This window comes from Pseudofulvibacter geojedonensis (assembly GCF_042675745.1).
GTDB classification, from domain to species: Bacteria; Bacteroidota; Bacteroidia; order Flavobacteriales; family Flavobacteriaceae; genus Pseudofulvibacter; species Pseudofulvibacter geojedonensis.
In genome coordinates this window covers 65,611-84,228 of sequence record NZ_JBHTJM010000003.1, presented here as the reverse complement: position 1 = coordinate 84,228, position 18,618 = coordinate 65,611, and the positions used below count along the sequence as shown (strand labels likewise).

22 protein-coding genes are annotated in these 18,618 nt (G+C 30.7%); 5 read left to right on the top strand and 17 right to left on the bottom strand.

Annotation, left to right across the window (positions count from 1 at the left end):
• Positions 1-12: 12 nt before the first annotated feature.
• The 3 genes from ACFQ1O_RS03470 to ACFQ1O_RS03460 are packed head-to-tail and all read right to left on the bottom strand — an operon-like array spanning position 13 to position 2,214.
• A complete protein-coding gene (locus tag ACFQ1O_RS03470) occupies positions 13-1,242 on the bottom strand; it encodes a MauE/DoxX family redox-associated membrane protein (protein WP_377713378.1) in 1,230 nt (409 codons plus the stop codon).
• Entirely contained in the window at positions 1,239-1,643 is a 405-nt protein-coding gene (locus ACFQ1O_RS03465; protein WP_377713376.1) for a hypothetical protein, read from the bottom strand. Before ACFQ1O_RS03465 ends, ACFQ1O_RS03470 begins: the two co-directional genes overlap by 4 nt.
• A gap of 25 nt (positions 1,644-1,668) precedes the next feature.
• Positions 1,669-2,214: a DUF1599 domain-containing protein gene (locus ACFQ1O_RS03460; RefSeq protein ID WP_377713374.1), complete on the bottom strand. Its 546-nt coding sequence runs from the start codon at positions 2,212-2,214 to the stop codon at positions 1,669-1,671.
• A gap of 111 nt (positions 2,215-2,325) precedes the next feature.
• Between ACFQ1O_RS03460 and folP the strand changes: the two genes are divergently transcribed.
• From folP to ACFQ1O_RS03445, 3 genes are read left to right on the top strand one after another with little or no spacing between them, the layout of a single operon-like run.
• On the top strand, positions 2,326-3,150 hold the full coding sequence (gene folP / locus ACFQ1O_RS03455) for a dihydropteroate synthase (protein WP_377713372.1): 825 nt from the start codon (positions 2,326-2,328) through the stop codon (positions 3,148-3,150).
• Between the two features lies 1 nt (position 3,151).
• Positions 3,152-3,646: a hypothetical protein gene (locus ACFQ1O_RS03450; protein ID WP_377713370.1), complete on the top strand. Its 495-nt coding sequence runs from the start codon at positions 3,152-3,154 to the stop codon at positions 3,644-3,646.
• Positions 3,647-3,677: 31 nt separating this feature from the next.
• Entirely contained in the window at positions 3,678-4,460 is a 783-nt protein-coding gene (locus ACFQ1O_RS03445; protein WP_377713368.1) for a diadenylate cyclase, read from the top strand.
• Here the strand turns inward: ACFQ1O_RS03445 and ACFQ1O_RS03440 are convergent.
• Entirely contained in the window at positions 4,457-6,217 is a 1,761-nt protein-coding gene (locus tag ACFQ1O_RS03440; protein ID WP_377713366.1) for an ABC transporter ATP-binding protein, read from the bottom strand. The genes ACFQ1O_RS03445 and ACFQ1O_RS03440 overlap by 4 nt on opposite strands.
• On the bottom strand, positions 6,207-6,956 hold the full coding sequence (truA, locus tag ACFQ1O_RS03435; RefSeq protein ID WP_377713364.1) for a tRNA pseudouridine(38-40) synthase TruA: 750 nt from the start codon (positions 6,954-6,956) through the stop codon (positions 6,207-6,209). The genes ACFQ1O_RS03440 and truA overlap by 11 nt, the downstream gene beginning before the upstream one ends.
• A 90-nt stretch (positions 6,957-7,046) precedes the next feature.
• On the opposite strand from truA, the gene ACFQ1O_RS03430 reads away from it, so the two are divergent.
• Entirely contained in the window at positions 7,047-7,544 is a 498-nt protein-coding gene (locus ACFQ1O_RS03430) for a metallophosphoesterase family protein (RefSeq protein WP_377713362.1), read from the top strand.
• Between the two features lies 1 nt (position 7,545).
• Here the strand turns inward: ACFQ1O_RS03430 and bshC are convergent, their stop codons facing one another.
• From bshC to ACFQ1O_RS03380, 10 genes are all read right to left on the bottom strand, one after another.
• Positions 7,546-9,126: a bacillithiol biosynthesis cysteine-adding enzyme BshC gene (bshC, locus tag ACFQ1O_RS03425; RefSeq protein ID WP_377713360.1), complete on the bottom strand. Its 1,581-nt coding sequence runs from the start codon at positions 9,124-9,126 to the stop codon at positions 7,546-7,548.
• A gap of 78 nt (positions 9,127-9,204) precedes the next feature.
• The gene (gene rimO / locus ACFQ1O_RS03420) at positions 9,205-10,512 is read right to left on the bottom strand and encodes a 30S ribosomal protein S12 methylthiotransferase RimO (protein ID WP_377713358.1); all 1,308 of its coding nucleotides are present in this window, start codon (positions 10,510-10,512) and stop codon (positions 9,205-9,207) included.
• 107 nt (positions 10,513-10,619) lie between these two features.
• On the bottom strand, positions 10,620-11,573 hold the full coding sequence (ftsY, locus tag ACFQ1O_RS03415; RefSeq protein WP_377713357.1) for a signal recognition particle-docking protein FtsY: 954 nt from the start codon (positions 11,571-11,573) through the stop codon (positions 10,620-10,622).
• Positions 11,574-11,706: 133 nt separating this feature from the next.
• Positions 11,707-11,859 (bottom strand): DUF4295 domain-containing protein, encoded by a 153-nt coding sequence (locus tag ACFQ1O_RS03410; protein WP_377713354.1) that lies wholly within the window; start codon positions 11,857-11,859, stop codon positions 11,707-11,709.
• A gap of 33 nt (positions 11,860-11,892) precedes the next feature.
• Positions 11,893-12,075: a 50S ribosomal protein L33 gene (rpmG, locus tag ACFQ1O_RS03405; RefSeq protein ID WP_010134999.1), complete on the bottom strand. Its 183-nt coding sequence runs from the start codon at positions 12,073-12,075 to the stop codon at positions 11,893-11,895.
• A 25-nt stretch (positions 12,076-12,100) separates the two neighbouring features.
• The gene (rpmB, locus tag ACFQ1O_RS03400) at positions 12,101-12,340 is read right to left on the bottom strand and encodes a 50S ribosomal protein L28 (protein ID WP_377713351.1); all 240 of its coding nucleotides are present in this window, start codon (positions 12,338-12,340) and stop codon (positions 12,101-12,103) included.
• A gap of 118 nt (positions 12,341-12,458) precedes the next feature.
• Complete coding sequence (locus tag ACFQ1O_RS03395; RefSeq protein WP_377713484.1) at positions 12,459-13,709, bottom strand: competence/damage-inducible protein A; 1,251 nt, start codon at positions 13,707-13,709, stop codon at positions 12,459-12,461.
• Between the two features lie 13 nt (positions 13,710-13,722).
• Complete coding sequence (locus ACFQ1O_RS03390) at positions 13,723-14,064, bottom strand: Hpt domain-containing protein (RefSeq protein ID WP_377713350.1); 342 nt, start codon at positions 14,062-14,064, stop codon at positions 13,723-13,725.
• A gap of 46 nt (positions 14,065-14,110) precedes the next feature.
• Positions 14,111-14,722 carry a fumarylacetoacetate hydrolase family protein gene (locus tag ACFQ1O_RS03385; RefSeq protein ID WP_377713349.1) on the bottom strand — a complete coding sequence of 204 codons (612 nt, stop codon included), beginning with the start codon at positions 14,720-14,722 and terminating at the stop codon, positions 14,111-14,113.
• Positions 14,723-14,725: 3 nt separating this feature from the next.
• Positions 14,726-15,499, bottom strand: a complete 774-nt coding sequence (locus ACFQ1O_RS03380; protein ID WP_377713346.1) for an exonuclease domain-containing protein — start codon at positions 15,497-15,499, stop codon at positions 14,726-14,728.
• A 110-nt stretch (positions 15,500-15,609) separates the two neighbouring features.
• Here ACFQ1O_RS03380 and ACFQ1O_RS03375 point away from each other — a divergent pair, with 110 nt between their 5' ends.
• On the top strand, positions 15,610-15,960 hold the full coding sequence (locus tag ACFQ1O_RS03375) for a hypothetical protein (RefSeq protein ID WP_377713344.1): 351 nt from the start codon (positions 15,610-15,612) through the stop codon (positions 15,958-15,960).
• Positions 15,961-16,015: 55 nt separating this feature from the next.
• On the opposite strand, the gene ACFQ1O_RS03370 is transcribed toward ACFQ1O_RS03375, so the two are convergent.
• On the bottom strand, positions 16,016-17,335 hold the full coding sequence (locus tag ACFQ1O_RS03370; protein WP_377713342.1) for a dihydrolipoamide acetyltransferase family protein: 1,320 nt from the start codon (positions 17,333-17,335) through the stop codon (positions 16,016-16,018).
• Between the two features lie 85 nt (positions 17,336-17,420).
• Positions 17,421-18,533, bottom strand: a complete 1,113-nt coding sequence (locus ACFQ1O_RS03365) for a glycosyltransferase family 2 protein (RefSeq protein WP_377713340.1) — start codon at positions 18,531-18,533, stop codon at positions 17,421-17,423.
• Between the last annotated feature and the right edge of the window lie 85 nt (positions 18,534-18,618).

The following is an 18,618-nucleotide window of genomic DNA, read 5'->3' as shown; positions in this document are numbered from 1 at the left end:
AATACAACTATTTTATAATTTTAAATCTTCAATATCTTTCCAATGAACTTTTTGCTGAATAACTGCTTTATCCATTTCAAAGACACCTGGATTAGATCTAATAACCGTTTTTAAAGTTGTTGGATCGCAGAAATAAAAATCAAAGTTTAAGTTATACTTATCTTTTATAGCCTGGTAAGCATCTGGCGATTCTCCTGTTAAACCTATTACAGTAAATCCTTTTTTAATAGCTTCATCTGTTTTTTCTTTTACTACTTTAAATCCTTCATCACTCGATTTAGAAAAGTCATATGCTACCACTCCTAAAACATTGTCTTTAGACAAAAATAATTCGGTATCATCTGTTTCACTTTCAATAGTAAAATCATGTATAGGTGGGTCTACACCTTCTCGAATCGTTTCCGTTTCTACACCTACATAAGTACCACCTTCTACAGTTGGGTAACTTCCATTGGTTGTAAAAATTTCTTCTTTACCGTTTACATTGAACTTCCATTTATATTCTACCAATTCTGGTAAAGCATCTTCTGGAACTTTCATCCCTTCTATTATACTAGCGTTTACTTTATAAGGTCTGAAATCTTTAATTGGTAAATGCTGATAACAATACACAGTAAAAACTGTTGTCGCAATTATAGGCAGTGCTAACTGTCTCCACTGATTTTTATCGAATCGTTTAATAACAAACATTAAAGCAAAAACTATTATTGAAAAAATTACTGGAAACCACCAACCTATTACCCCAACAGCAAATAATGCTATTAAAATTATTGACGGTAACATATATTTAAAGTCCTCTGATTTTTTATTTGGAAATATTTGCTTTCTAAAAGCAAATAATATCAACGAAAACACTAGTAATATAGCATCCTTCCAAAATGACTCCCATGGAGTTAGTTTTAAAGCATCGCCAAAACAGCCACAGTCTTTTACTTTATTAAAATAAGCCGAATAAAAGGTTAAAAAAGTAAAAAACAACATCATTAATAAGTTAAGTGCTGTTGTAAGCTTTGCTTTTAATCCAAAAATCAAAGCTATTCCTAACACCACTTCAAAAATACAAATAGAAGCAGCTATAACTAAGGTGTAACTTCGCAAGAACTCCATTCCTAATATGCCTTCAGTAAAATATTCGTCTAGTTTATATGAAAAACCTAAGGCATCATTGGCTTTTATAATTCCAGAAACGATTAATAAACTTCCAACTAGTAATCTCGATATAGTTAGTATAATGTTTTTCATACTTTAGTATTAAGGTTCTTTAATTGTATTTTTTCTAATTCTTTGTCTATTTTTTCCAACGAGTCAGCATCAATAAGGTCTATATTTAAAATCATTACTTTTTCATTCGTTTTTAAAATATATTCATCAGCTTGCTTTTCAATTGAAGTTATATCACCTAAATAAAACTTTTTGTCCTGTGAATCATTTAGACATATAAATTCATTATCTATAGTGAGATACTGTTCCTCTAATTGAAAGAAGTAACTAATCAAATACACTACAGATAGAATTATAAAACCATAATCGGTCCAATAAATTTCATTTTTTTCTAGTAATGTAAATACTCCAATAAATAACCAAATAACTCCAAAAATTAATTTATAAATCAACTTCTTTTTTTTGTATTTGACCTTTATCATTAGAGCTTTTTAAATTCTATAAGCATTAACTATTTTGCTCTTCTATTAAAATTAATGCAAAAATAGAATAGTTAATCATGTCTTGATAATTAGCATCAATTCCTTCACTTACTAGTGTTTTTCCTTTATTATCTTCTATTTGTTTAACACGCAATAATTTTTGCAAAATCAAATCGGTTAAAGAACTAATACGCATTTCACGCCAAGCCTCACCATAATCATGATTTTTAGCCTCCATTAATTCTTTTGTAAGCTGAATTTTTTCATCGTACAACTCAATTGCTTCTTCTATACTTAAATCAGGTTGCTCTACTACTCCTTTTTCTAATTGCACTAAAGCCATTAATGAGTAATTTATAATTCCTATAAACTCTGCTGTTTCTCCTTCATCAACTTTTCTTACCTCGTTTTCTTGTAGCCCTCTAATACGTTGCGCTTTTATAAATATTTGATCGGTTAGAGATGGTAATCTTAAAATTCTCCAAGCACTACCGTAATCTTTCATTTTATTGATAAACAAGCTTCTACAAACCTGTACCACATTATCGTATTGTTTAGCTGTCTTTTGCATTGATGCTATATATATTTTCCGTAAATTTCGTTGATTTTTTGCTGATTTACAACAGCTCAAGACAATTAATGTACCAACCGCTTTTTAAGCCTTATAAACAGTAGTTTCATCATGACCATAAACTGTAATGGAAACTTAATCAACCTTGAATCTCCTAAAGTAATGGGGATTTTAAATTTAACACCTGACTCTTTTTATGATGGTGGTAAATACAATGATGAAAAAAGCATTTTAGACCAGACTCAAAAAATGCTAGAAGATGGAGCAACTTTTATAGATATTGGTGCTTACAGTTCACGACCAGGGGCCAAACATATTTCTGAAAAAGAAGAATTACAACGTATTGTTCCTATCGTCAAAAAAATTATTTCTGAATTTCCATGCACTATCATTTCTATAGATACTTTTAGAGCTAGTGTAGCTAAAGCATGTATTAACGAAGGTGCTTCTATTGTTAATGATATTTCAAGCGGAAGTATGGATGATAATATGCTTGCTACAGTAGCAGAATTACAAGTACCCTATATCATGATGCATATGAAAGGGACTCCTCAAAATATGCAACTAAACCCTACTTATAACAATGTAACTCAAGAAGTATTATATTATTTCTCTGAGCAAATTTCCAAAGCAAGAAGTTTTGGTATAAATGATGTTATTATTGATCCAGGTTTTGGATTCGGAAAAACAATAAAGCATAATTACACTTTATTAAAAGAATTAGATTTATTTAACAACTTAGACATACCTTTATTAGTAGGCATTTCTAGAAAGTCAATGATATACAAAACCTTAAACTCTTCTGCTCAAGAAGCTCTTAACGGAACTACTGTATTAAACACCATAGCTTTACATAAAAACACTAATATTTTAAGAGTTCACGATGTAAAAGAAGCTGTAGAAACTGTTAAATTAATTGAACAATTAAATGCTTGATATGAAAAAGATATTCTCAACAATATGCGTATTATTTTTGCTAACTTCATGTTCTAAAGAAATCAAAGAATCTACATTACTAAAAGAAATACCTGAGTCTTTTTTTAGCATAGGTAATAAATACAATAATATTAGTATTTCTCAAGAACGCTTACCAAATACAGAGTTCTCTAAGTTTTATTTAAAAAACAATTCTGACACCTATAGTAAGTATTTTAATGTAACACTTAATTTTAAAAAAGGCGACTCTATTACTTTTGAAGGCAGTGATATTGACAAAAATGAACTCATTCCAGTCGTTTTAGATTTTATTGACTTTGCAGCTGAAGGTAAAACAACTATGTTACACCTAAATTTTGATGAAAATAAAACACTAAAAGACTATATAGAGTACAAGCAATTGGTAGATAAAATGACTAATGAGTCTATTACCATCAATCCGAAAGTCTTTATTTATGACTTAAAAGCATTACCAGATTGCGATTGTAGTTTATAAATGCTTATTTTTATCAAAACAACTAGCCAAGGTGGAATTATTTGATTTTTTAGAGTTTGACTTCTTAGACCTAATAGACATTACTTTAGTTGCCTTTCTATTATACTATGTATATAGACTTATTAGAGGTACTGTAGCTATTAATATCTTTATAGGGATTATTATTGTTTACCTAATTTGGGAACTTACGAAAGCCTTGAATATGGATGTCCTAAGTAGCATTTTAGGTAAATTTATTAGTGTTGGAGTATTTGCTTTAATTGTTGTTTTTCAACAAGAGATTCGTAAATTTTTATTAATGATTGGTTCTACTAAGTTTTTCACCAACAACAAACTCTTTCAAAACCTAAGCTTTTTACAAGAGGAATTAAAAACTACGACTAATGTTGATGCTACTCTTAATGCTTGTCATAAATTAGCAGCTAGTAAAACAGGAGTTTTATTAGTATTTAGAAGAAAAAATAATTTAGATTTTGTAAAAACTACTGGTGATGAAATGAATATCAACATAACGCAACCAATTCTTGAAAGTATTTTTTACAAAAATAGTCCGTTACACGATGGTGCAGCAATTGTAGAAGGGAATAATATTACTGCTACTAGAGTTATTTTACCTGTTTCTAACGAAAAAAACATCCCTAGTAGATTCGGATTACGCCATAGAGCAGCCATTGGTATTACCGAAAAAACAGACGCTATTGCTCTTGTTGTTTCTGAAGAAACCGGTGAGTTATCGTATATTAAAAATGGTGAATTTATTTTATTCCAAAATACAGAAGAATTAAGCAAAATGCTGCGTGAGGATTTAAACTAAGCCTCTGCAAACTGTACTTCATATAAATTTTTATAATAACCTTCTTGTAGATTGAGTAGCTCCTGATGAGTTCCTTGCTCAACTATTTTACCCTGATCCATTACAATAATTTTATCGGCTTTTTTTATAGTTGCTAAACGGTGAGCAATTACAATAGAAGTCCTACCTTTAGTTAACTCTGCTGTAGCTTTTTGTATTAATTGTTCAGAATGTGAATCTATTGATGCAGTTGCCTCATCTAAAATTAATATATCTGGGTTACTTACATAAGCTCTTAAAAATGCCAATAATTGTCTTTGACCAGATGACAACGTAGTTCCTCTTTCTTTTACATTGTAATAATAACCTTCTGGCAATTCTTCTATAAAAGCATCTACACCTATGGCTTTTGCCCCTTCTTTTACCGTAGACAATGGAATTGTATCATCATTTAATGTAATGTTATTATAAATACTTTCGGCAAATAAAAATACATCTTGTAAAACTACTGCAATCTTATCACGCAAATTAGATAACTGATAATGCTTAATATTTTTTCCATCTAATGTTATTTCTCCACTGTCTATTTCATAAAAACGACTTAATAAATTAATTATAGTCGATTTTCCAGCTCCAGTTGCACCAACAATAGCAACAGTTTCTCCAGGCTTTACAGCAAAAGAAATCCCTTTTAACACTTCTTCTCCTTCTATGTAAGAGAATCGAACATTTTTAAATTCTATAACTCCTTTAATATCTTCGGATACATAAGTCCCTTCATCTATAATTTTTGATTCAGTATCTAATACTTCAAAAACTCTATTAGCAGCAACCATACCCATCTGTAAAGTATTAAACTTATCTGCTAGCTGACGTAATGGTCTAAATAACATTTGTGTCATCTGAATGAACATCGCAATTACACCTAAATATTTTGTGTCGTAATTATATGCAGCGTCTGCTCCTGCATTCCAAAGCACAATAGCAACAGTAATAGATGATGCTAATTCTATTATTGGAAAGAAAATAGAATTATACCAAACAGTTTTAATCCAAGCTTTTTTATGTAAATGGTTTATTTTCTTAAATTTATGATATTCTGCTTGTTCTCTGGCAAATAACTGAACTATATTCATACCAGACAATCGCTCTTGAACAAAAGTATTTAATGCAGAAACTTGTTTTCTAACCTCTTTAAAGGCTCCTTTCATCGCACGTTGAAATAACCTTGTAGCTATTAAAATAAAAGGCAAAACTATAAATACATATAATGAAAGTTTAAAATCAAAAAAGAGCATTGCAATTATTACCACAAGCATTTTTAAAACATCTCCTACTATCATAAAAAAACCTTGACTAAAAATTTCTGCAATTTTCTCTATATCACTAACAGAATTAGTCACCAGCTTACCTACAGCATTATTGTCAAAATACTGCATTTTAAAATGCATCATTTTATGAAACAACTTGATTCTGATATCTCTAATAATAGATTGCCCTAACCAGTTCGCAAAAAAGATGAATACAAACTGAAAACACACTTCTAAGCATAATACCAAAAACATCATAGAAGAGTAATTAATAAACTTTTCTATATTATTATTTGGTATATAATCACCAATTATAAAATTTAATATTACTGGTCTAGCAGTTGCAAAAAAGGATAATAATATAGCAGCAATCAATACTGCATAAAAGGTCTTTTTATACACATTAGCATATTGCATTATTCGTCTAAGCAATTTAAAATCAAATGTATTTCCTGTTTTATCTGCCATAAAAAATAGTATCTGGATATTGCACCTCTGTTAAATACAAAGCATGCCCTGGCACAGATGTACCTGCTTCACTTCTATTTTTACTTTTAATTATATTATGTAACCCTTCTATAGACAATCTACCTAAGCCTATTTCTAATAATGTCCCTACAATTGCTCTTACCATATTACGTAAAAATCTATCTGCACTAATTGTAAAAACCAAGGTATTATCTCTCCATTGCCAATCTGCCCTATAAATATCGCAATTATAAGTATACACATCTGTTTTTACCTTAGAAAAACATTGAAAATTTGTATACTCATACAATACCTTAGCTGCTTCATTCATCTTACCTACATCTAAAGCTTGTTTCACACAATGGGTAAATTCGTACTGAAAAGCATTTTTATTTATTACAATTTTATATTCATAACTTCTTTTTACAGCATGAAATCTTGCATGGGCATCATCTTGAACCCTAAATATTCTTTGTATTGCTATATCCTTAGGTAATAATGCATTTAATTTATAAGCAATTTTATCTTGATCAATTTCTACATCAACATCAAAATGAGCGAAAATTTGAGTTGCATGAACCCCAGCATCTGTTCTACCTGCACCAACTACCTGAATTGTTTTTCTTAAAACCATACTTAATGATTTCTCTAATACTTCTTGTACCGAGATAGCGTTGGGTTGTATTTGCCAACCATGATAAGATTTACCGTTATAAGACAACTCTATAAAGTAGCGCAATTGAATATTTTTTCTATTGACAGACAAAGATAATCTTTAAAGTAAATAAAATACTTTTACCTTTGAACTTTTAACTTTTATTATGATTTAATGACAAAAGTCTTATTACTTTCTGACACACATAGTTATATAGATGATCAGATTTTAAAATATGTAAAACAGGTAGACGAAGTTTGGCATGCTGGTGATATTGGTGATTTAAAAGTTACTGATACTCTAAAAAAACACAACAAGCTGAGAGCTGTTTACGGTAATATAGACAATGACAAAGCAAGGTTGGAATTTCCTTTAAATAATCGTTTTTTTTGTGAAAAAGTTGATGTTTGGATTACACACATTGGAGGCTATCCTGGTAAATACAACAAACTCATTAGAGATGAAATAAAAAACAATCCTCCAAAAATTTTTATTTGTGGACATTCTCATATACTAAAAGTTCAATATGACAAAACACTTCAGCTTCTACATCTAAACCCTGGAGCTGCTGGTAAACATGGCTTTCATCAAGTTCGAACTATGCTACGCTTTGAAATTGATGGTAATGACATAAAAAACATGGAAATTATTGAATTAGAGCAAAGAAAATAATTTAACTTAATACTTTAAACCTAAAATCTAAGGGTTTAAGCTCTTCTTTTAATATAGAAATTAAATCCTCTCCATACTCTAAATACAACTCAGAAAAGTTTAACTGCCTTTCCTGTAAGCTTTGTTTAGGAAATAATTCATTCTGTATTTCTACAACTCTAGATAAATAATCTGAATGATTTCTTTTCTCTGCTCTAAGCAATCTTTTTTCAAGATTCGCTAATCCATTAAGTTGCTTTTTTTCTTGAGCTGCAACTGCCCCTATAAATGATTTATCTGTTTGTTCTGCAATACTATACAATTCTTTAAACTGTTCTTGCAAGAATTCTTTTTGTGAAGAAAAATCTATTTTTAGATTTGATGAATCCTTTGTTTTTTTGGCTAATAACTCCTCTTGCTTACAAAACAATTCTTCAACACTCAACTCTAACCTATTAAGTGTATTGCTTTGTTGTTCTTTAATTACTAATGCTGAATTACGTAATAATAACATTGGAAATGGAACCTGAAAAGCTTGAAAAGTACTTTTTAATTGCAACCAATAAGCCAATTCTCCCCCTCCACCAATATAACATAGATTAGGCAAAATAACTTCTTGGTATAAAGGTCTCAATAATACATTAGGTGAAAAACGCTCTGGAACCTCATGGAGATGCTTGAGTATTTCTTTTTTTGTAAAGGATACATTGGTATTATTTACCGTATAAAGGTCTTTTTCTTGAATAATTCGCTCTCTAATTCCGTCTTGTAAATAAAATAAATTTATCTCTCGAGGATTAACCTGTAGTTTAGATAACTTATCATTGGTTTTAGATACTTGTTCATAAGTTCTCTGTTCCAATAACTCTATCTCTACAAACGGAGCGAACTCTTGCTTTAATTGTTTATTATTTGCATCTACAATTACTAAACCGTATTCCCCAAATAATTCATTTGCTAAATATAAAGTTGCTTCAGCTAAATTGTTATGTTTTAAATAAGCTTCAGAAAACAAACTTTTCAATTTGGCTGCATTTTTACCTGGTCCTAATTGATTAGAAAAAGTTTTAAAAACTCTATCTAAACCTTCAGTTGTTAATTCTCCTACTGCACCTCCAAAAGCTTTATCCCACTTAACTTTCTTTCCTTTAAAATTAAAGTAATTGATTTCTTCAAAATCATGATCTTCTGTTGCCATCCAGTAAATCGGCACAAAATTTTGTTCTGGATAAATTTTAGACAATTCCTCACAAAGATTAATAGTTGATATTATCTTGTATAAAAAGTATAATGGACCCGTAAACAAATTTAATTGATGACCAGTAGTAATCGTAAACGTATTTTCTTCTTGTAAAAGCTCAATGTTTTTCTGGGTTAGAAGCGAAGCATTTAACTCAGTGTATTGGTTTTGGAGTACTTGTGTAATGAGATTCCTCGTTTCACTTCTAAATGACAACCTTTTTTCTTCTATCTGGTCTTTAAAATTTTCTAAACTTGGATATCTATTATAAAATGGTTTTACAGCTGAAGTCTGATTTAGATAATCACAAATAAAAGATGAAAAATAACCCGTTTGTTGGTACGGTATACTAGTAGGATTCATTAACAATTAATTTCTATAAAAGTACAAAGGTTTTATCATATAAAAAACCCTCCATTGTTGGAGGGCTTTTCTGTATTTCTATGATTCTATTGGTTCCCCAAATAAATCAAAATCTGTTGCATCAATAATTTTAATAGTTGCATATTCTCCTTGTTTTAAGTAAAACGTTTCTGCATCTATCATAACTTCATTATCTACATCTGGTGAATCATGTTCTGTACGACCAATAAAGTAGTTACCTTCTTTACGATCTATCATACATCTAAATGTTTGTCCGATCTTTTCTTGATTTAATTCCCATGAAATTTGCGATTGAACCTCCATAATTTCATTTGCTCGTTGTTGCTTAACTTCTTGAGGTACGTCATCCTCTAAATTATACGCATGAGTATTCTCTTCATGCGAATAGGTAAAACACCCTAAACGCTCAAAACGCATTTCTTCTACCCATTGTTTTAAAGTTTGAAAATCTTCTTCTGTTTCACCAGGATAACCTACAATTAATGTAGTTCGTATAGCCATTTCAGGAACTATATTTCTAAACTCTTTTATTAAATTGGTTGTTTTTTCTTTAGTAGTTCCACGTCGCATTGATTTTAGTATACTATCTGATATGTGCTGTAATGGAATATCTAAATAATTACAAATTTTAGGCTCCTTTTTCATTAACTCCAATACATCCATAGGGAACCCGGTAGGAAATGCATAATGTAAGCGTATCCACTCTATACCTTCTACTTTGACTAAATTCTCTAGTAATTCGGCTAAATTTCTTTTTTTATACAAATCTAAGCCGTAGTAAGTTAAGTCTTGAGCTATTAAAATTAACTCTTTAACACCATCTGCAGCTAGCTTCTCAGCCTCTATTACTAATTCTTCTATGGGCGTAGACTTATGCTTTCCTCTCATTAAAGGGATAGCGCAAAATGAACAAGGTCTATCACAACCTTCTGCAATTTTTAAGTAAGCATAATTCTTAGGCGTTGTTGTTAAACGCTCTCCTATCAATTCATGCTTATAATCTGCTCCCAATGCTTTTAATAATTGTGGCAACTGAGTAGTTCCAAAATACTGATCAACATTTGGAATCTCTTTCTCTAAATCTGGTTTATATCGTTCACTTAAGCAACCTGTTACAAATACCTTATCAACCTCTCCATCTTCTTTTTTCTGCATATACTCTAAAATAGTATTTACAGATTCTTCTTTGGCATTATTAATAAAACCACAAGTGTTAATCACTACAACATTACCTTCTTCTTCATGAGCAACTTCTTTACCATTGGCTTTTAGTTGCCCCATCAGCACCTCAGAATCGTAAACATTCTTAGAACATCCTAAGGTTACTACATTAATCTTGTTCTTTTTAAGTGATTTGGTACGCATGAACTTATTTTATTTTGGATTGCAAAAATACAACTTTCTCTTGAGTTTAAACCAACAAAAAAACCTTAGCTAACTAACACTAAGGCTTCCCGTATATTTATTTTTCTCTATTTAAAAAAAGAATCGACAAACTCGTGCTTGTTAAACACTTGTAAATCTTCTATTCCTTCTCCTACTCCTATATATTTTACAGGAATTTGAAATTGGTCTGATATACCAATTACCACTCCTCCCTTTGCAGTTCCATCTAATTTAGTTACTGCTAATGAGGTTACTTCTGTAGCTGCTGTAAATTGCTTAGCTTGTTCAAAAGCATTCTGCCCAGTAGAGCCATCCAACACTAATAATACATCGTGAGGAGCATCTCCTACAACCTTTTGCATTACACGTTTAATCTTAGTTAACTCATTCATTAAGTTTACTTTATTGTGTAACCTACCAGCTGTATCAATAATAATCACATCGGCATTTTGAGCTACACCAGACTGCAAGGTGTCAAATGCAACTGAAGCTGGGTCACTTCCCATTGCCTGCTTAACAATAGGTATATCTACCCTATCTGCCCACACTTGTAATTGGTCTATAGCAGCAGCTCTAAAGGTGTCAGCAGCTCCCAAAACAACATTTAAACCTTTCTTTTTAAACTGGTAAGCTAATTTACCTATAGTTGTTGTTTTTCCCACTCCGTTTACACCTACCACCATTAACACATACGGTTTTTTATCTGTAGGTATAGTATAATCTGTTTCTTCACCAGATTTGGTTTCAGAAAGCAATGCTGCAATTTCTTCTCGTAAAATTCCATTTAACTCATCCGTTCCTAAGTACTTGTCCTTAGCAACTCGCTCTTCTATACGATCAATAATTTTTAATGTTGTGTCTACTCCCACATCACTAGAAACCAGTACTTCTTCTAAGTTATCTAACACATCGTCATCAACTTTAGACTTACCAGCTACAGCTTTACTTAATTTAGAAAAGAAAGAAGTTTTAGATTTCTCTAATCCTTTATCTAAGGTTTCTTTTTTTTCTTTTGAAAATATCTTTTTAAAAAAACTCATAATTCAATTTTATCTATTGGTAAGCTCTACAAAATAGTTACCAAATATACTCTAAATGAAATATTGTCAGTAAACACAAAAAAAGCTACTCTCTAAATAGAAAGTAGCTCGATATGTTGTATAACTAAAAGAATTACTTCTTAGCTAACCAGTCATTCACTAATTCTGGTTGCATAACAGCTTCAACAAATGTATAAGCTCCGGTTTTTGGAGACTTAACCATTTTAACTGCTTTAGATAATCTTTTAGATCCTGTCTGTAACGATGCTACTGATTTCTTTGCCATAATGCTAAATTTTAGAAGACCCTACAGTCTTAATTACTTAATTTCTTTATGAACAGTCATCTTCTTTAAGATTGGATTAAATTTTTTAATCTCTAATCTATCCGGAGTGTTCTTTTTATTCTTAGTTGTAATGTATCTAGAAGTTCCAGGTTGTCCTGAAGCTTTGTGCTCTGTACATTCTAATATAACTTGTACTCTGTTACCTTTCTTTGCCATTATACTATCTTTTTAAACCTGCGGTTTATTTGTTTAAAAATCCTTTTGCTCTAGCTTCTTTAATTACAGCAGAAATTCCTTTCTTGTTAATTGTTTTTAACGCAGCTGCAGAAACTTTTAATGTAACCCACTTATCCTCTTCTGGAATATAAAAACGCTTCTTTAATAAATTAGCATTAAATTTACGCTTGGTTCTATTTAAGGCGTGAGACACATTGTTCCCAACCATTGCTTTTTTTCCAGTAAGTTCACAAACTCTTGACATCTTTACTTTTCTTTAGTTATTTCTAAACGAGGTGCAAATTTAGTTCTTTTCATTAATTACACAAAGAAAATAACAAAATATTTTACTCCTTTTTTTTACAAATGCAAAACTACTGTATTTACTTGTTATAAGCTAGAATTTCTTTCCTTAACATCTCTAAAGCTTTATTCTTTGCTTTATGCATAACTTTATACCTGTTATTACCAAAATTAAATTCTGAAACCACTACTCCATTAGGACTTGCAACTGCTATAAAAACAGTTCCTACCTCTGCATCAGAATCTCCTTTAGAAGGTCCTGCATTTCCTGTAGTTGCAATAGAATAATCAGATTTAAAATTAGATTGCACTTTTAGAGCCATATCTTTAGCAACTTGAGTACTTACCACAGAATGTTCTTTTATAATATTCTCATCTACACCCAACACATAACTTTTGGTAGGTGTTTGATAGGTAACCATACTACCTTTAAAAATTGCAGATACGCCTGGAATTTTAGTAATAGTACTAGCTATTAATCCTCCTGTACAACTTTCAGCCAGCGAAATAGTTTGTTTTTTTTCTAACAATAAATTAGTCACTAATAATTCAGGGGTATCATCATCAAACCCAATAACAATATCTTCTAATAAACTTATTAATTGATTACTTAGTGTTTCTAAATCTATATTTAATTCTCTTTCATTAAAACTAGTTCCCGACAAACGTAGTCTCAACACATTTAAATTAGGTAGATATGCTAATTTTATATGTTTAGGTAGTTCATTCTCGAAATGAACAAGTCGCTCAGCCACTGTACTTTCTCCTAAGCCTTCAGTAATAATTGTCTTATGCTTGATAAATGGTGTTCGAAACTCTGAAATAATTCTAGGTATTACCTTGTCTTTCAACAAAGCTTTCATCTCAAATGGCACACCTGGTAAAGAAGCAAAAACTTTTTGCCTCTTTTTCATATACATACCTGGAGCAGTTCCATATGTATTATGCAAAATTTCTGCTTTAGAAGGAACTTTTGCTTGTAAAATATTTGACTCTAATAATGGTTTTTTAAGTGTTGTTTTAAAAAGCCTTTCGATATGAGCTAGTATTTCTTTATTTTCAACCAACTCATCATTAAAATATTCACAAAATGTTTGTTTTGTTATATCATCTTTGGTTGGCCCCAAGCCACCTGTAATAATTACAATATCTACTCGTTTTTCTGCTTCAGATAATGCTTCTAAAATATGTTGTTTATCGTCTTGAATTGAAGTTATTTGATAAACAGACACTCCTATTTTATTCAATTCTTGACCAATAAAGGCCGAATTAGTATCTACCACTTGACCAATTAACAATTCATCGCCAATTGTGATAATTTCTGCCTTTATTGACTGCATTTTTTTACAAATTAAAATCTGATTTTAACTCTTTAGTTACTGCCTGAATTAAAATACTAACTTTATTAAATGTTTTACTTACATCTTTTCCTGCTTGCTCAAATTTACCCCAATCTTGAATAACAATAATTTCATTATAAATTGGTAATTCAAACATCTGTATAGTAGGCTTTATCTTATGTGCATTTTGGTATACTTGCTCATAATTCTTTTTAGCCAAACCTTCTTTTATCAATGCAATAGCTTCTGGTACTTCTTCTACAAAAGCTGCAGCAATATCTGCTATAAAGCTTTCATCTCCACCAGCTAGTTCTCTTACATTATTTAATTTATAATTCACTTCCATAAATCTCCTTTTAGATATAACAAACCTAATCCTTAATCCCCTACAACTATTTTACACGAATAGAAAATAATTGCTTATTTTCTAGATAACCAACCAACTCATCATTAGCTTCGACTTTTGATACTCCAGCTGGAGTGCCGGTAAAGATAATATCTCCTATCTTTAATGTAAAATATTTTGACACATATGCTATTATTTCGTCTATTTTCCAAAGCATATGAGATGTATTACCTACTTGAACTTTATCTCCATTTTTTTCTAAATGAAAATTTAAATCGTTTAAATTTTCAAATTCACTTTTTGAAACCCAATTACCTATTACAGCTGCTCCGTCAAAAGACTTAGCCTTCTCCCATGGCAATCCTTTACTTTTTAATTGAGACTGTAAATCTCTAGCAGTAAAATCAATTCCTAAACCAACTTCTTCATAATATTTATGGGCAAATTTTTCATCTATGTACTTGCCAATTCTATTTATTCTAACCAATACTTCTACTTCATGATGTACATCGTTGGAAAAGTCTGGTATAAAAAAGGGTTGCTTTTTTAACAATATAGAGGTGTCTGGCTTTAAAAAAACAACAGGATCTGACGGTTTTTCATTCTCCAGTTCAGCTATATGATCTGTATAATTTCTTCCAATACAAATAATTTTCATAGACTAAAATTTATTATTTAATTGACGTAGTTTAATAGCCGTTAATACTTTTTTAGTATATAAAGGGAAATCTGCACCTTGAATCCAACCGTAATAACCTGGTTCATTTGCTAATACTTCTTCTACCAATTTACCTTTGTGCTTTCCAAAACTAAACACTTCTTTTCCTTCTTTATTATAAATTATAAATCCTGCAAAATCAGCATTTCGTTTACGTGTGGTAAATTCACTTAACTTTTTAATATCATTTTCTAAATCATCATATTTTTCTAATTGAGCTAATAATATTTCGTAAGTAGCCATGGTATCTGCTTCTGCAGAATGGGCATTGTCTAAACTTTTTCCGCAATAAAACTGATAGCCAGCACTTAATGTGCGTTGTTCTTTTTTATGAAAAATGGTTTGTACATCAACCGTAATCATATTCTTCATATCAAAATCAACACCAGCTCTTAGCATTTCTTCTGCTAATAATGGTATATCGAAACGATCTGAGTTAAAACCTCCTAAATCAGAATCTTTAATCATTTGATATACCTTTGGAGCCAATTCTTTAAAAGTTGGTTCGTTTGCAACTTTTTCATTGGTTATTCCGTGAATTGCTGAAGTTTCAGCTGGAATATCCATTTCTGGATTCACCAACCATGTCTTACTCTCTTTATTTCCATTAGGAAATACTTTTAGTATTGAGATCTCAACAATTCTATCTTTAGCTACCTGAATACCAGTTGTTTCTAAATCAAAAAAACAAATAGGCTTGTGCAGTTTTAACTCCATAAATAATCTGAAAATTTATGCAAATATACAATGTATTTTTAGCGCTTTCATTTTAAAAGTGACTATCTTTATAAGACATGATTATTTTTAACAATTAAAAACAAGAGAGTATGATAAAATATTTACTATTTATTTTTCTATTATTTAATTGTTTTATTGGGATATCTCAAGAAGACAAAGATGTAGTTATAATAGAAAAAAGAGCGAAGTACAAAGTAGATATTTACGCTACCAATACTTCTGAAATAAACCAAAGAGTACATATACAATTTAGTGGTGAAGGTTATCGAAAAAGTGGTTTTAAACCCGTTACAACATCTATTAAACCTAAAGACACTGTTTATTTAACTACTGTATACGAAATGAAAAAGGTAAACAATTACCTTAGTTATAAAATCATTCATTTAAACAAGCTAGATGACAAACAGAAAAAACTTGCGCAACAAAAGGTGAAAAACTAAAAAAGCTTACCTAAAATAGGTAAGCTTTTAATATTTTAATTAAATCTCTAATTTCTTAGAAATCTCTATTCACATCCCAAGCCTCTAGATAATCTGCCACTGTTTTAGCAAACATACCTCCTAATGCACCATCAATAACTCTATGATCATAAGAATGTGATAAATACATTTTCATTCTAATTCCTATAAAATCACCTTCTGGAGTTTCTATTACTGCAGGAACTTTTCTAATAGAACCTAAAGCTAAAATACCTACTTGTGGCTGATTAATAATTGGAGTTCCCATTATACTGCCAAAGTTTCCTACATTAGTTACAGTATAAGTTCCTCCTTGTATATCATCTGGACTTAATTTACCTGCTCTAGCTTTTCCAGCTAAACCATTTACAGCTTTAGCCATGCCCACTAAATTTAATTGGTCTGCATTTTTAATAACTGGTACAATTAAATTTCCATCAGGTAAAGCAGCTGCCATACCCAAATTAATATTTTTACGCTTAATGATATTATCTCCATCTACAGAAACGTTCATTCCTGGATACTTCTTCAATGCATGAGCTACCGCTTCCATGAATATTGGAGTAAAAGTCAATTTCTCTCCTTCTCTCTTTAAGAATGCATCTTTAACTTTTGCTCTCCAGTTCCAAATATTTGTTACATCACACTCAACAAATGATTGAACATGAGCAGATGTTTGTACAGAAGCTACCATATGATGCGAAATTAACTTACGCATTCTATCCATTGCAACTACCTCGTCTCCTTCTTGCAACGGAATTGAAGCTTTCACCTCTCCTTTTGGTTGCTGAGCTTTTACTGGTGAAGCAGCTTTTGGAGCTTGTACTTTAGCTGTAGTTGTCACTGGTTGACTTCCTCTATTTTTAAGGTAATCTAAAATATCGTTTTTAGTTACTCTTCCGTCTTTTCCTGTTCCGTTAATTGAATCTAATTCAGCAACAGAAATACCTTCTTCTTTAGCTATATTTTTAACTAACGGAGAGTAAAATTTATCAGATCCTGAAAAATCTGCAGTTTCATTTACTGCTTGTTTAGCTACCTCTACTGTTTTAGTAACCTCAGCTACAGCTGCTGGTGCAGCTTCTGTTACTGTTGGAGTAGCACTCACTTCTCCTCCTTCTGTTTCTATAATAGCAATAGTTTGTCCTACTTGTACAACATCATCAACATTAAAAAGAATCTCTGCTATAACACCATCTACTTCAGAAGGTACTTCGGAGTCTACTTTATCTGTAGCTATTTCTAATACTGGCTCATCCATTTCTATGGTATCACCAACTTCTTTTAACCATGTTGTAATGGTTGCTTCTGCAACACTCTCTCCCATTTTAGGAAGCTTTAATTCAAACTTTGCCATATTCTTAAAAAATAAGTGAGTTTTGATTTTAAGTCTGCGAATTTAATAAATAAAAAGCGAAAAATTGAAGATTTTGCACAATAAATTAGTCTAATAAAATTACTTCACCTCTGCTCTTAGAACTATTACTTCCTAAAGCAAAATGACTATTATTGGGCACGATTTTAAAATAACTATTAGTAGTTTTTAACCTGATAATCAATTGGATTATTTCTTGATATGATACATAATTAGCGTCTAACACATATTCTATTACTCCTTTTTCTGAAGTATCAATTTGCTCTTTAGTTTTTAATAAAACTAGTCCCGATTTAGCTTTTTCTAGCTGATGAAGTAAATCATTATTATTTGACACTAAAACAGTTTCTGTTAGTGTAACTTTATCAAAATCTTTTTCTTTTTTTAATAGAGGAATTAGTTTTACTCCCATCTTAACCACTAAATCAAAGAAAAGATTCTTTCTAAAATGTTTTTTATAGAAGATTTGCATAGCTCCATAAAAACGATTGGCATAAGTAGCGTCTTTTAAAGTACTTTCTCCTTTATAATGAATAACTGAAGTCTTACCGTAATAATAATTTGTGTAACCTGCTTTTAAAATTGTGTAAGACAAATCTATATCTTCTCCATACATAAAATACGTTTCATCAAACCCATTTACTTCCTCGTAAACTTCTTTCTTCATAAGCATAAATGCCCCAACAAGAATAGGGACTTTTGCAACATCACTCTCTTGAACATTAGATGCATAATACGATTCTGAAAGACCTAACATTTTTTTTAAAGATACTATTGGCGTAGGCACTTCTCTTTTACTTTCAGGTAAAAAAGCCCCCGTTCCATCTATAAGCCTACAACCAATAATTCCTAAGTTTTGCTTTGTTTTAGCAAAAGTTAATATCTCTGTAAATGTATTGTTAGCAACAACAGTGTCTGGGTTTAAAATACAAACATACTCTCCTTTAGCAATAGCTACGCCTTGATTATTAGCCTTAGCAAACCCTACATTTTCTTTGTTTTCTATTAGTGTGATTTCTGGAAATAACTTTTTAACCATACTACAACTATCATCTGGAGAGTTATTATCTATTACAATAATTTCTGCTTCTATATTTTCTATAGCAGATTTGACACTCTTGATACAGAGTTCTAAAAAAGAACACACATTATAGTTTAAGATGATTACTGATAGTTGCATTGAATTTTTTTATAATTACTTAGATCTAATTATATGAGAATCAAATATTGTTTTAAAAATTAAATCAGTAATAGCGTTTCACTAA

Coding starts and splice junctions, on each gene's coding strand:
- ACFQ1O_RS03390 (WP_377713350.1), bottom strand. CDS start 14,064: ATGGAAGTGAATTATAAATTAAATAATGTAAGAGAACTAGCTGGTGGA.
- bshC (WP_377713360.1), bottom strand. CDS start 9,126: ATGAATCCTACTAGTATACCGTACCAACAAACGGGTTATTTTTCATCT.
- ACFQ1O_RS03440 (WP_377713366.1), bottom strand. CDS start 6,217: ATGGCAGATAAAACAGGAAATACATTTGATTTTAAATTGCTTAGACGA.
- rpmB (WP_377713351.1), bottom strand. CDS start 12,340: ATGTCAAGAGTTTGTGAACTTACTGGAAAAAAAGCAATGGTTGGGAAC.
- ACFQ1O_RS03375 (WP_377713344.1), top strand. CDS start 15,610: ATGATAAAATATTTACTATTTATTTTTCTATTATTTAATTGTTTTATT.
- ACFQ1O_RS03370 (WP_377713342.1), bottom strand. CDS start 17,335: ATGGCAAAGTTTGAATTAAAGCTTCCTAAAATGGGAGAGAGTGTTGCA.
- ftsY (WP_377713357.1), bottom strand. CDS start 11,573: ATGAGTTTTTTTAAAAAGATATTTTCAAAAGAAAAAAAAGAAACCTTA.
- rpmG (WP_010134999.1), bottom strand. CDS start 12,075: ATGGCAAAGAAAGGTAACAGAGTACAAGTTATATTAGAATGTACAGAG.
- ACFQ1O_RS03430 (WP_377713362.1), top strand. CDS start 7,047: ATGACAAAAGTCTTATTACTTTCTGACACACATAGTTATATAGATGAT.
- ACFQ1O_RS03465 (WP_377713376.1), bottom strand. CDS start 1,643: ATGATAAAGGTCAAATACAAAAAAAAGAAGTTGATTTATAAATTAATT.
- rimO (WP_377713358.1), bottom strand. CDS start 10,512: ATGCGTACCAAATCACTTAAAAAGAACAAGATTAATGTAGTAACCTTA.
- ACFQ1O_RS03385 (WP_377713349.1), bottom strand. CDS start 14,722: ATGAAAATTATTTGTATTGGAAGAAATTATACAGATCATATAGCTGAA.
- ACFQ1O_RS03410 (WP_377713354.1), bottom strand. CDS start 11,859: ATGGCAAAGAAATCAGTAGCATCGTTACAGACAGGATCTAAAAGATTA.
- ACFQ1O_RS03460 (WP_377713374.1), bottom strand. CDS start 2,214: ATGCAAAAGACAGCTAAACAATACGATAATGTGGTACAGGTTTGTAGA.
- folP (WP_377713372.1), top strand. CDS start 2,326: ATGACCATAAACTGTAATGGAAACTTAATCAACCTTGAATCTCCTAAA.
- ACFQ1O_RS03380 (WP_377713346.1), bottom strand. CDS start 15,499: ATGGAGTTAAAACTGCACAAGCCTATTTGTTTTTTTGATTTAGAAACA.
- ACFQ1O_RS03450 (WP_377713370.1), top strand. CDS start 3,152: ATGAAAAAGATATTCTCAACAATATGCGTATTATTTTTGCTAACTTCA.
- ACFQ1O_RS03470 (WP_377713378.1), bottom strand. CDS start 1,242: ATGAAAAACATTATACTAACTATATCGAGATTACTAGTTGGAAGTTTA.
- ACFQ1O_RS03365 (WP_377713340.1), bottom strand. CDS start 18,533: ATGCAACTATCAGTAATCATCTTAAACTATAATGTGTGTTCTTTTTTA.